The sequence below is a fragment of the Buttiauxella sp. 3AFRM03 genome (assembly GCF_003675305.1).
Taxonomy (GTDB): domain Bacteria; phylum Pseudomonadota; class Gammaproteobacteria; order Enterobacterales; family Enterobacteriaceae; genus Buttiauxella; species Buttiauxella ferragutiae.
Genome location: NZ_CP033076.1, coordinates 3478987 through 3492356 on the forward strand (window position 1 = coordinate 3478987; position 13370 = coordinate 3492356).

Sequence of the window (13370 nt, forward strand, 5' to 3'; positions counted from 1 at the left end):
TTCCGTACTCTTGTTTAGATGGATTTTGACAAGCGTTTTACCGCCGTCTGTAGTGCATATGAATAGCCGTCAGCGCCTAATCCGCAGATGACACCAACCGCTTTATCAGAAAGATATGAATGATGGCGGAACGGTTCGCGCGCATGCACATTGCTCAGATGGATCTCAATAAACGGAATATCTACCGCTAATAAGGCATCACGCAGTGCAACGCTCGTATGAGTAAACGCGGCCGGATTAATCAGAATAAAATCGACAGTGTCTTTAGCCTGATGAATTCGGTCGATCAATTCATATTCCGCGTTGGATTGCAGGTGGCTGAACGAGACATTTAGCGTTTTTGCTTCTTCTTCGAGCGAGTTAACAATTTGGGCTAAAGTCAGCGTGCCGTACTTCTCAGGCTCACGTGTTCCCAGCATGTTAAGATTCGGGCCGTTCAAAAGCAAAATGTGAAAATTAGCCGACATCGTGCTGCCATCTCCTGCAATTTGTAGGTATTTTACAAAATACACCTAAGTTGCTCGGTTGTCACCTTCAGAGCCAGAAAATGGCCTGTCAGAAAAACCAAAGTCGCACATTATAACGATTTCGTAGCAATTGGCAGCTAAATACTGGTCTTATCAGGGAAGATGATCAACTCATATCCCTAAACGGGGCCAGGTTGATCACTTTTCTGCGGGGAACAACACATATCTTTCGTTAACGCCGCCACTGACGGAATTTCTTGTAGCGTAAGGCCAGAAGGATGATTGCGCCCAGAGCATACAGCAATGGTTGCGGTGAGATAACCTTTACTGACCACAGATAATGAATCGGGGCAAGGATAGCGACCAGATAGACGAAGTTATGCAGCTTTTGCCAGCGTGGCCCCAATTTTCGTTGTAACGACTGCGTAGATGTTGTTGCCAATGATAGCAGTACCAACCAGCTGATTATTCCTAAAGTTAAATACGGGCGCGTGACCAGTTCCCGGCCAAGTAGCGCCAGATTGTTGATGCCCAATTCCAACATGGCGTAGCTGACTAAATGAAGTGTGGCCCACGCAAAACACCATAATCCTAACAACCGACGGGTTCGAATCAGCAGCGGCTGCTTCCCGTATCGCGCCAACGGTGTGACTAGCAGCGTCGCCAGCAACAGTTTAAGCGCCATTCTGCCGGTAAAATGCTGGATATCCTTTGCCGGGTCGGCACTTAAAAGCCCCTGGTTTGCAGCATAAAACAACCAGACAAAAGGTAAGAAGGCCGCGAGATGCAGTACGACTTTAAGACAGGTTATCTGTTTTGCGGTTAATCGCACTTTAGAAATTCTCCTTCAGATTCAAGCCGCGGTATAGCGATCCGACCTGGTCGGCATAACCATTAAACAGCAGCGTCGGCTGGCGTTTTACATCCAGTACTCCACCTGATCCGATAAATCGCTCACTGGCTTGCGACCAGCGTGGGTGGTCAACATTTGGGTTTACGTTGGCATAAAATCCGTATTCATTAGGTGCTGCCATATTCCAGGTGGTAGGTGGTAACTCGCTAACCAGTTTGATACTGACAATCGACTTTATTCCTTTAAAGCCGTATTTCCATGGCACGGTGAGTCGTATCGGTGCACCGTTTTGCGGTGGCAACGCTTTCCCGTAAACGCCGACCGTAAGTAGAGTCAGAGGGTGCATTGCTTCATCAAGACGCAATCCTTCGACGTAGGGATATTTCAACCCGCCACCGATAAAACGGTCCTTCTGCCCGGGCATTTGTTCCGGGTCGTAAAGCGTTTCGAAGGCGACATATTTTGCTTTGCTGGTGGGCTCGACTAGCGCGAGCAGTTTACTGAGTGGGAAACCTATCCACGGCACCACCATCGACCAGGCTTCGACACAACGCATCCGATAAATACGCTGTTCCAGTGGGAATTTCTTATAAAGATCGTCAAGGTCAAGTGTTTGTGGTTTTGCCACCTCACCGCTAATTGTGATTTTCCACGGATCGGTCTTTAAGCTTCCGGCATTGGCTGCTGGGTCGGCCTTATCAAGGCCAAATTCGTAGAAATTGTTGTAACCCGTCACTTTGTCTTCTGGGGTCATGGCGAGTTTTGCCTGCCATTGTTCAGGCTGGCTAAATTGCAGGGGTTTTCCCGATGGCGCGGGTGGCCTGTCGTTCCCTTTAAACCAGGAGAGAATATCAGCATGGGCAGTTTGAGGAAGCGAGAGAGCCGCGGCACTGATGCCCAGCGCTTTCAGCACCTGGCGGCGTTTCAGCATAAAAACCGATTCGGGTGTGACATCTGCTTCCGTAAAGCGGGTTACTTTTTTCATCTTGTTCTCCGGCATGGCTTTATAGGCTAAGCATGACGGAGAACGCTGAACCCTGCGAATATGTCACAAAAAATTGAAACTTAAAGAAGGGATAGGTTTCGTTGCGGTTGCGTTAATGGGATACCTGCCGATGAAGGCTATACTTGAATTTCGGTGTATTTACGTATCCTTTGCAACAAAGGATAAGAATCTGTTCACCGTGTTTGCCTGAATTGCTCTTTTACTATGTAATGCCGCATCAAGTCAGGCTGGTCTTATCTTCACCAAACGGAGTTAACTCAAGGATGCGATTAACGACGAAACTTTCTGCTTTTATGACGTTGCTGACTGGCCTCGCTATTTTTGTGACGCTCGTGGGTTGTTCATTAAGCTTCTTTAATGCGATGCATTTTAAAGTTCATCAGCGTGTGGTGGCGGTTGCCACAATCATTGATAACGATTTGGTTTCAAGCTCTCCAGAAGAACTGATCAATCGCCTCAACGAAGTGATGGTGCCCATTGATATCACCGAGGTGAAATTCAAAATAGGCGGCAACACGGTTTACCAACATCAGTTGAGCCAATCCTACCGTTTACTGGGCAATAGCTACAGTTTTCGTACCGTGACTGTTGAGTTAATGAAGCATCCGGGGATGTTCCTCTCTCTCACCTATCGGGATCCTGTCGCGAATTACTACAACTCACTTTTCACTACCGTTCCACTTTCTATCACGGTTGGCTTCATGCTTATCGTGCTGTTTTTTGCTATCCGCTGGATGAAAAAGCAGCTCGCCGGGCAAGAGTTACTGGAGAACCGAGCGCGACGGATTCTGAACGGTGAAAGAGGCGTTGAGGTGCGCGGATCGGTACTGGAATGGCCTCCGAAAGCCAGTAGCGCTTTGGACTTGTTGCTTTCCGATCTGCAAAACGCGAACGATCAACGCAGCAGAATGGACACCTTGATTCGTGCTTTTGCGGCGCAGGATGCGAAAACAGGCCTGAATAATCGTCTGTTTTTTGATAATCAACTGGCGACGTTGCTGGATGAACAAGAGCAAGTGGGCGCGCATGGTGTAGTGATGATCATCCGTCTGCCCGATTTTGACACCCTGCATGAAACATGGGGGCGCGCGGCGGTAGAGGAGTACTTATTTACCCTCATCAATCTGTTGTCGACATTTGTGATGCGTTATCCCGGCGCATTACTGGCACGTTATTTCCGCAGCGATTTTGCCGTTTTGTTACCTCATCGCACATTAAAAGAAGCCGATAGTATTGCCAGCCAGTTGCTGAAAGCCGTTGATACCTTGCCGCCAACCCGAATGCTCGACCGCAATGACATGATGCATATCGGTATTTGTGCATGGCGTAGCGGGCAAACCAAAGAGCAGGTGATGGAGAACGCGGAAGTCGCGACGCGTAATGCTTCGTTGCAAGGGGCGAACAGTTGGTCGGTCTATGACGATAGTTTGCCGGAAAAAGGGCGCGGCAATGTGAAATGGCGTACGCTCATTGAGCAAGTGTTACAGCGCGGTGGCCCACGCTTCTATCAAAAACCGGCGGTAATGCGTAATGGCTACGTACATCATCGTGAAATCATGTGTCGGATTTTTGACGGCGAACAAGAAGTGCTGGCGGCAGAATATTTGCCGATGGTGAAGCAGTTTGGTTTAGCGGAACAATATGACCGGCAAACCATCGCCCGATTGTTACCTTTAGCCGGTTTCTGGCCCGAAGAAACACTGGCTATTCAGGTGTCTGTAGAATCACTGATTCGCGCTCCGTTCCAGCGTTGGTTGCGTGATGCGTTGATGCAGTCAGAAAAATCGCTTCGACGACGTATTCTTTTTGAACTTGCAGAGGCAGATGTCTGTCAACACATCAGCCGTTTGCAGCCTGTGATTCGCTTGATTAAAGCTTTGGGTGCTCGTATTGCTGTCTCCCAGGCGGGTTTGACCGTAGTGAGCGCTTCTTATATTAAGGAGTTGGATGTGGAGTTGATAAAGCTGCATCCGGGGCTCGTGCGAAACATTGAGAAACGAACTGAAAATCAGTTGTTTGTACAGAGCCTGGTTGAGGCCTGTAATGGGACTCAGACGCAAGTTTTTGCGGTCGGAGTCAGAACGCGAAGTGAATGGCAGACACTGGTGGAGAAAGGCGTGGCGGGTGCTCAAGGTGATTTTTTTGCGGCATCTCAACCACTAGACAGCAACGTGAAAAAATATTCGCAAAGATACTCGGTTTAACCTGCCGTTTATGAATATTTCACGTAGAATAACGCGCGCTGCATCTCAAGGGGGCTAATACGCCTGCTGACCAGATTGTTGAAGCATGAAATGAACCCGGTTTGCTTCCTTGCACTGTTCGTTTAACCTACAGCGTTTGTTTGTTTCCTCGGCAGTTCGAGGATAAACGTGTCGAAAGTGTATTAGTCGTAGTAAACTGCACAATTTTTCACCATTGCAGAACATTTTTGCGCCTTGTCGCTGCAATGAGTGGTTGGTAAAGTAAGCGGATTTTGTTTCCGCCCCAGCTTTCAGGATTATCCCTTAGTATGTTGAAAAAATTTCGTGGCATGTTTTCCAATGACCTGTCCATTGACCTGGGTACCGCGAATACCCTGATTTATGTGAAAGGACAAGGCATCGTACTGAATGAGCCATCTGTCGTGGCTATTCGCCAGGATCGTGCCGGTTCACCTAAAAGTGTTGCGGCTGTCGGCCATGATGCTAAACAGATGCTGGGTCGTACCCCCGGCAACATCGCAGCTATCCGTCCGATGAAAGATGGCGTTATTGCCGATTTCTTCGTGACCGAAAAAATGCTGCAACACTTCATCAAACAAGTGCATAGCAACAGCTTTATGCGCCCAAGCCCACGCGTACTGGTTTGTGTGCCAGTTGGCGCAACTCAAGTTGAACGTCGCGCGATTCGTGAATCTGCGCAAGGTGCAGGTGCTCGTGAAGTCTTCTTAATTGAAGAACCAATGGCTGCGGCTATCGGTGCTGGCCTGCCAGTTTCTGAAGCAACCGGTTCAATGGTTGTGGATATCGGTGGTGGTACAACTGAAGTTGCCGTTATTTCTCTGAACGGCGTGGTTTACTCCTCTTCCGTACGTATCGGTGGTGACCGCTTCGACGAAGCCATCATTAATTATGTGCGTCGTAACTACGGTTCACTGATTGGTGAAGCCACTGCTGAACGTATCAAACACGAAATCGGTTCTGCTTACCCAGGCGATGAAGTGCTTGAAATCGAAGTGCGTGGCCGTAACCTGGCTGAGGGTGTTCCACGCGGCTTTACCCTGAATTCCAATGAAATCCTCGAAGCCCTGCAAGAGCCATTGACGGGGATCGTGAGTGCGGTGATGGTTGCACTGGAGCAGTGCCCACCAGAGCTGGCGTCCGATATCTCTGAGCGCGGTATGGTTCTGACTGGTGGTGGCGCATTGCTGCGTAACCTTGACCGTCTGCTGATGGAAGAAACAGGCATTCCGGTAGTAGTTGCAGAAGATCCATTGACTTGCGTAGCCCGTGGCGGTGGCAAGGCACTGGAGATGATCGACATGCACGGCGGCGACTTGTTCAGCGAAGAGTAATCAGCCGCACGTAAGGGGCAGTCATCAAGACTGCCCTTTCTTGCTGGCCCTGGAATACGCATAGCCTATGAAGCCAATTTTTAGCCGTGGCCCTTCGTTACAGTTTCGCCTGATTTTGGCGGTGCTGGTGGCGATTGGTGTAATGATTGCCGATAGTCGCCTGGGTACGTTCAGTCAGATTCGAACGTATATGGATACTGCCGTCAGCCCTTTCTATTTTGTCTCAAATGGTCCCCGTGAATTGCTCGACAGCGTCTCGCAAACACTGGCATCACGCGACCAGCTAGAACTCGAAAATCGTGCACTGCGTCAGGAATTGATCCTGAAAAACAGCGAATTACTGATGATGGGTCAATATCGTCAGGAAAACGCACGCCTGCGCGAACTGCTTGGCTCACCGTTGCGTCAGGACGAGCAAAAAATGGTGACTCAGGTTATCTCTACCGTTAACGATCCTTACAGTGACCAGGTGGTTATTGATAAAGGCAGCGTGAACGGCGTCTATGAAGGTCAACCCGTCATCAGTGATAAAGGTGTCGTAGGTCAGGTTGTCGCGGTGGCGAAACTCACTAGCCGTGTTTTACTGATTTGTGATGCTACCCATGCGCTGCCTATTCAGGTACTGCGTAATGACATCCGCATTATCGCGGCGGGTAACGGCTGTACTGACGATCTGCAACTGGAACATTTACCGGCTAATACTGATATTCGCGTAGGCGATGTATTGGTGACATCTGGTTTGGGTGGCCGCTTCCCGGAAGGCTATCCTGTGGGCGTCGTTTCTTCAGTGAAGCTTGATACTCAGCGCGCATACACGGTTATTCAGGCTCGTCCGACTGCTGGCTTACAACGTCTGCGTTATTTGCTGCTGTTGTGGGGCGCGGATCGCGAAGGGAAAACCCCGATGCCGCCTGATGAAGTTCATCGCGTGGCGAATGAGCGCCTGATGCAAATGATGCCGCAGGTTTTACCAGCGGCTGATTCTGTCGGGCCACCAGCTCCGGTTCCTCCTCCGGCAACGGGCATTACGACTCCAGCCCCTGCTGCACCTGCAAGCCTGGGAGGGCAGTAGTGGGTAGTTACCGTAGCCAGGGCCGTTGGGTCATCTGGCTTTCTTTCCTCGTCGCCTTGTTGTTACAAGTCATGCCCTGGCCTGACGATTTAAAAATCTATCGTCCTGACTGGGTATTACTGATCCTGCTGTACTGGATCCTGGCTCTGCCACACCGCGTAAATGTAGGCACAGGTTTTGTGGTGGGTGCCATACTGGATTTAATCAGCGGCTCTACCCTTGGCGTGCGCGCATTATCTCTGAGCATCGTTGCTTATCTGGTGGCGTTAAAGTACCAGCTATTCCGCAATCTCGCGCTTTGGCAACAGGCTTTGGTGGTTATGCTGTTGTCATTGATGACAGATGTCATTGTTTTCTGGTCTGAATTTTTAGTTATCAATGTCTCTTTCCGCCCAGAAATTTTCTGGAGCAGCGTGGTCAATGGTGTACTGTGGCCATGGATATTCTTGTTGATGCGTAAAATTCGCCAACAATTTGCAGTGCAATAGGATTGAACATGACATCTTTGTATCTGGCATCCGGCTCCCCGCGTCGTCAGGAATTACTGACTCAGTTGGGTGTGTCGTTTGAGCGCATCATTACTGATGTAGAAGAACAGCGTCTTAGCCATGAAAGCGCACAGCAGTATGTCGTGCGCCTGGCGCGTGATAAAGCGCGGGCAGGCGTTGCGCTCGCGCAACATGACTTACCTGTTCTGGGTGCCGATACGATTGTTATCTACAATGGCAAGGTGTTGGAAAAACCTAAAGATGAACAACACGCTGCTGAGATGTTGCGTATGTTATCCGGGAATCAGCACCAGGTAATGACGGCTGTTGCGCTGGCAGACCGTGAATCTTTGCTGGATTGTCTGGTAACGACTGAAGTGACTTTTCGTGCATTATCAGAACAGGATATCGCGGGTTATGTGGCCTGCGGTGAACCGATGGATAAAGCAGGTGCATACGGTATTCAAGGGCTTGGTGGCTGTTTTGTCAGGAAGATTAATGGCAGCTATCATGCAGTAGTCGGTTTACCGCTTGTTGAAACTTATGAATTGCTGAGTAATTTTCACGCATTGCGTGATGGACGAGGAAAACATGACGGCTGAATTATTAGTCAACGTGACGCCATCGGAAACTCGGGTGGCTTACATTGATGGTGGAATACTGCAAGAGATTCACATTGAACGCGAAGCACGCCGCGGGATCGTAGGGAATATCTACAAAGGTCGTGTAAGCCGGGTGCTTCCCGGGATGCAGGCGGCATTTGTAGATATTGGCCTTGATAAGGCAGCGTTTCTTCACGCTTCTGACATCATGCCGCATACCGAATGTGTGGCGGGAGAAGAGCAGAAAAATTTCACCGTACGCGATATCTCCGAGTTGGTGCGTCAGGGCCAGGACTTAATGGTTCAAGTGGTGAAAGACCCGCTGGGTACCAAAGGTGCTCGTTTGACTACCGATATCACGCTGCCATCTCGTTATTTGGTCTTTATGCCAGGAGCTTCCCACGTTGGCGTATCCCAGCGCATTGAAAGTGAAGCCGAGCGTGAACGTCTTAAACGTGTAGTGAATGCGTATTGCGATGAGCAAGGCGGATTCATTATTCGCACCGCAGCTGAAGGCGTATGCGAAGACGATTTAGCTTCAGATGCGGCTTACCTCAAGCGTGTCTGGACCAAAGTCAGCGAGCGCAAAAAACGTAACAAAACCCGCTGCCAACTTTACGGTGAATTAGCACTGGCGCAGCGCGTACTGCGTGATTTTGCCGATGCCGCACTTGACCGAATTCGTGTCGACTCCCGTCTGACTTACGACATGCTGCTGGAGTTTACCGCAGAATACATGCCGGAAATGCACAACAAAATCGAACACTACAGTGGTCGCCAGCCTATTTTTGATTTGTTCGACGTTGAGAACGAAATCCAACGTGCGCTGGAGCGAAAAGTTGAGCTGAAATCAGGTGGTTACCTGGTTATCGACCAGACTGAAGCGATGACGACTGTGGATATCAACACCGGGGCTTTCGTTGGCCACCGCAATCTTGATGACACCATTTTCAATACCAATATTGAAGCGACACAGGCGATAGCTCGCCAGTTACGTTTGCGTAATCTCGGCGGCATAATCATTATTGATTTCATCGATATGAGTAATGAAGACCATCGCCGACGCGTGCTGCACTCCCTCGAGCAGGCATTGAGTAAAGATCGCGTGAAAACCAGTATTAATGGTTTCTCACAGCTTGGGCTGGTTGAGATGACACGCAAACGCACGCGTGAAAGTGTTGAACATGTGCTTTGCAACGATTGTCCAACTTGCCATGGTCGCGGTACGGTGAAAACGGTTGAAACGGTGTGTTATGAAATTATGCGTGAAATTGTGCGCGTGCATCATGCTTATGATTCCGACCGTTTCCTGGTTTACGCATCACCTGCTGTGGGGGAAGCGCTGAAAAGCGAAGAGTCCCATTCATTGGCAGAAGTGGAAATTTTTGTCGGCAAGCAAGTCAAAGTTCAGATCGAGCCGCTCTATAATCAAGAGCAATTCGACGTCGTTATGATGTAACTCGCTGCACGGATAGTGCAGATTTGAGTTCCGCTCCGGCGGCAAACAAGGAGATTTTCGTGAGGCGACTGCCCGGCATTCTGCTGATCACTGGCGCAACGTTGATCGTTATCGTCGCACTGCTGGTGAGTGGTTTGCGGCTGGTTTTGCCGCACCTCGATGCCTGGCGTCCAGCGCTGCTCGAAAAAATTGAAGCCATGACGGGTACCCCCGTCGATGCCAGCCAGATCCAGGCCAACTGGGAAAACTATGGCCCAACGCTTGATGTCCGCGATATCAAAGCGGGCTTGAAAGATGGTGGTGAGATGAGCGTGAAACGTGTCACGTTGGCGCTCGATCTCTGGCAAAGTATTTTGCACGCCCGCTGGCAGTTCCGTGACCTCACTTTTTACCAATTGCAGGTGCGCACCAATACCCCGTTAAGTCGAAATAAAGGGGATAGCAAACTCGAGCCGGGTAAAATCAGCGATCTCTTTTTACGCCAGTTCGATCACTTTGATCTTCGCGACAGTTCCCTTAGTTTCCTGACGATTTCCGGCCAGCGCGCCGAACTCGCCATTCCACAACTCACCTGGCTTAACTCCAAAAACCGTCACCGCGCCGAAGGGCTGGTCAGCTTATCGAGCTTTAACGGCCAACACGGCGTGGCGAAAGTACGCATGGATCTGCGTGACGAAAATGGCTTATTGAACATCGGTAAAGTCTGGCTACAGGCTGAAAATGTTGATATGAAACCGTGGCTTGGTCGTTGGATGGAAGACAATATCGACTTGCAGACCGCTGAGTTTACCCTCGAAGCCTGGATGGATATCAAAGCGGGTGATATTTCAGGTGGCAACGTCTGGTTGAAGCAAGGTGGTGCCAGTTGGGCTGGGAAAAACACCGGGCATCAGATGTCGGTTGATAATTTGATGGCACGTGTCAATCGTTCTGCTGCGGGCTGGGATATTGCCATTCCATCGACCAATATCACCCTTGATGGTAAAACCTGGCCCAAAGGTTCTTTATCACTGGCGTGGGTTGCTCCGCAAAATGTTGGTGGAAAAGAGAGTACGCGCAGCGATGAGTTACGTGTACGTGCCACTAATATGGAGCTGGAAAGCTTCACCGGTTTGTTACCGATTGCAGAGAAGATTTCACCGGATTTCGGTGAAATCTGGAACACGCTGCAACCACGCGGGCACATTGATGTGCTGGCCGTGGATATTCCTCTTCAGCAGACCGAAAACACTCGTATGCAAGGGCGCTGGAAGGACGTTAGCTGGAAGCAATGGAAAATGTTACCCGGCGTCGAACACTTCTCGGGGTCGGTCACCGGTGGTGTCGGGCACGGGCAGCTTAATGCGCAGGTTATTGACGCCAAAATGCCATACGTGGGCGTATTCCGTGCCCCGCTGGAAGTTGAACGAGCCGTTGCTACGCTCGAATGGCAGAAGAATGCCGCGGGTTTCCAGCTTGATGGCAAAAACCTGGATGTGAAAGCCCGTTCGGTCTGGGCTGCGGGTGACTTCCGCTACTATCAGCCGACAGGCGATGAACCCTGGCTGGGGATTTTGGCCGGAATTAGTACGCATAATGGCGGTGATGCCTGGCGTTACTTCCCTGAAAACCTGATGGGAAAACAGCTGGTTGATTACCTCAGCGGTGCGATACAAGGAGGCGAGTCCGATAACGCGACGCTAGTATATGGCGGCAATCCGCGTCTTTTCCCTTATGTGCATAACGAAGGTCAGTTCCAGGTCTACGTCCCGCTGTATAACGCTAAATTTGCCTTCCAGCCTGACTGGCCAGCATTAGACAACTTGAATATTAGTCTGGATTTCATCAATAACGGTTTGTGGATGAAATCGGATGAAGTGAAACTGGGTGGTGTGACCGGGCGTAATCTGACGGCAAATATCCCGGATTACAAAAAGCAAAAGCTGTTAGTCGATTCTGACATCAGTGGCCCGGGCAGTGCGGTTGGGCCGTATTTCAAAGAAACTCCGCTCAAAGATTCGCTGTCTGCTGCACTGGATGAACTCCAGATTGGCGGCGATGTGAATGCTCGCTTACATCTGGATATCCCGCTGAACGGCAAAATGACTACCGCTTCGGGCGATGTTCAGCTCAAGAACAATACCTTGTTGATTAAACCGCTCTCCAGCACGTTGAGTAACTTGAGCGGTAAGTTCAGCTTTGTGAATGGTGATTTGCAAAGTGAACCGTTAAAAGCCACCTGGTTTAACCAACCGATTGGCATTGATTTCAATACTAAAACGGGCGTGAAAGACTACCAGATTGGCGTCAATTTGCTGGGCGACTGGCAGCCGACAAAAATGGGTATTATCCCTGAACCCATCAGCAAAGAATTGAGTGGCAATGTCCCGTGGAAAGGCGATGTGGCGATTACGCTTCCTTATCGCGGAGAACCGAATTACCAGATCAATGTCGCCGCAGACTTGAAAAATGTGAGCAGTCACTTACCTGCTCCTGTCGATAAATCAGCGGGGCAAGCGCTACCGTTGAATGTCGCGGTGAAAGGAAATCTCGATAGTTTCGATCTGACGGGTAACTCCGGTGCGAAAAATCATTTCTCCAGCCGTTGGCTACTGAATAAAAAACTCACTCTTGACCGGGCAATTTGGGCAACCAATAGCCAAACCGTTCCTCCATTACCTGATAACTCCGGCTTAGAACTGGATCTTCCGGCGATGGATGGTGCGCAATGGCTGGCGTTGTTTAGCCATGGAGCGGTGGAAAGCGTGGGGAACTCGGCATCATTCCCAACTAACGTCACACTGCGCACGCCTTCGCTGACGTTTGCTGGCCAGCAATGGAACAACCTGAGTCTGGTTTCCCAGGCCATTACGAATGGCACGCGCGTCGAAGCGCAGGGGCGTGAAGTGAATGGCTCGTTGACGATACAAAACAATGCACCGTGGCGTGCAGCAATCAAGTATCTCTATTTCAACCCTGACTGGGGTAATAGCAAAGCCAAATCGACCAGTGCTTCACCGTTGGAAGGCAATGAAGCGATTGATTTCCGTGAATGGCCTGATTTACAACTTCGCTGTGGCGAGTGTTGGCTTTGGGGGCAAAAATATGGCCGTATTGACGGTGATTTCGCCGTCAAAGGAAACACGCTACAACTGGAAAACGGGTTAATCGATGCCGGATTTGCAAAGCTTACCGCCAGCGGTGTGTGGGTGAATAACCCGGCAGAAGAACGCACGTCTTTAAAAGGCAAACTACACGGCAAAAAACTTGATGCTGCGACCAACTTCTTTGGCGTCAAAACACCGATTCAAGGCTCATCGTTTGATGCAGACTATGATTTACACTGGCGTGATAAACCGTGGCAGCCGCAGCTTGCCTCATTAAACGGTATTCTTCATATCAAATTAGGCAAAGGGCAAATTGCTGATCTGGGTACTGGCCACGCCGGACAATTGCTGCGTTTAGTCAGTGTCGATGCGTTGATGCGTAAACTGCGTTTCGACTTCAGCGACACCTTTGGTGAAGGTTTCTACTTTGATTCCATCCGTAGTACCGCCTGGATTAAAGACGGGGTTCTGAACAGCGATGATACGCTGGTGGACGGACTGGAAGCCGATATTGGCATGAAAGGCTCGGTCGATTTAGTTCAGCGTCGACTTGACGTTGAAGCTGTTATTGCACCAGAAATTTCTGCCACCGTCGGCGTGGCAACGGCATTCGTGGTGAACCCAATCATCGGTGCTGCGGTATTCGCCGCCAGCAAAGTGTTAGGGCCGCTATGGAGCAAAATATCTGTACTGCGCTACCACATCACAGGATCGGTCGATAAACCGCAAATCAATGAAGTGCTCCGCCAGCCAAGGCTGAAAGAGGCTAAGTGATTTGACG

The 13370-nt window shown here is 50.0% G+C and carries 10 protein-coding genes; 7 read left to right on the forward strand and 3 right to left on the reverse strand.

Annotated elements, in window-relative coordinates:
* Positions 1–14 precede the first annotated feature (14 nt).
* The 3 genes from aroQ to msrP form a co-directional block, all read right to left on the reverse strand.
* The gene (aroQ, locus tag D8682_RS17765) at positions 15–467 is read right to left on the reverse strand and encodes a type II 3-dehydroquinate dehydratase (RefSeq protein ID WP_034459855.1); all 453 of its coding nucleotides are present in this window, start codon (positions 465–467) and stop codon (positions 15–17) included.
* A 232-nt stretch (positions 468–699) separates the two neighbouring features.
* Complete coding sequence (gene msrQ, locus D8682_RS17770; RefSeq protein ID WP_121814802.1) at positions 700–1299, reverse strand: protein-methionine-sulfoxide reductase heme-binding subunit MsrQ; 600 nt, start codon at positions 1297–1299, stop codon at positions 700–702.
* Between the two features lies 1 nt (position 1300).
* Positions 1301–2305, reverse strand: coding sequence for a protein-methionine-sulfoxide reductase catalytic subunit MsrP (gene msrP, locus D8682_RS17775; protein WP_064543035.1), 1005 nt, complete (start codon positions 2303–2305; stop codon positions 1301–1303).
* Between the two features lie 284 nt (positions 2306–2589).
* Here msrP and csrD point away from each other — a divergent pair, with 284 nt between their 5' ends.
* From csrD to yhdP, 7 genes are all read left to right on the forward strand, one after another.
* Positions 2590–4530, forward strand: coding sequence for an RNase E specificity factor CsrD (gene csrD, locus D8682_RS17780; RefSeq protein WP_121814803.1), 1941 nt, complete (start codon positions 2590–2592; stop codon positions 4528–4530).
* A gap of 308 nt (positions 4531–4838) precedes the next feature.
* A complete protein-coding gene (gene mreB / locus D8682_RS17785; RefSeq protein ID WP_034498906.1) occupies positions 4839–5882 on the forward strand; it encodes a rod shape-determining protein MreB in 1044 nt (347 codons plus the stop codon).
* A 67-nt stretch (positions 5883–5949) separates the two neighbouring features.
* Positions 5950–6954 (forward strand): rod shape-determining protein MreC, encoded by a 1005-nt coding sequence (mreC, locus tag D8682_RS17790; protein ID WP_064543039.1) that lies wholly within the window; start codon positions 5950–5952, stop codon positions 6952–6954.
* Positions 6954–7442, forward strand: coding sequence for a rod shape-determining protein MreD (gene mreD / locus D8682_RS17795; protein ID WP_034459838.1), 489 nt, complete (start codon positions 6954–6956; stop codon positions 7440–7442). The genes mreC and mreD overlap by 1 nt, the downstream gene beginning before the upstream one ends.
* Positions 7443–7450: 8 nt before the next feature.
* Positions 7451–8044, forward strand: coding sequence for a nucleoside triphosphate pyrophosphatase (locus D8682_RS17800; protein WP_064543040.1), 594 nt, complete (start codon positions 7451–7453; stop codon positions 8042–8044).
* On the forward strand, positions 8034–9503 hold the full coding sequence (rng, locus tag D8682_RS17805) for a ribonuclease G (protein ID WP_064543042.1): 1470 nt from the start codon (positions 8034–8036) through the stop codon (positions 9501–9503). The genes D8682_RS17800 and rng overlap by 11 nt, the downstream gene beginning before the upstream one ends.
* 59 nt (positions 9504–9562) lie before the next feature.
* Complete coding sequence (yhdP, locus tag D8682_RS17810; RefSeq protein WP_121814804.1) at positions 9563–13363, forward strand: AsmA2 domain-containing protein YhdP; 3801 nt, start codon at positions 9563–9565, stop codon at positions 13361–13363.
* Positions 13364–13370 lie beyond the last annotated feature (7 nt).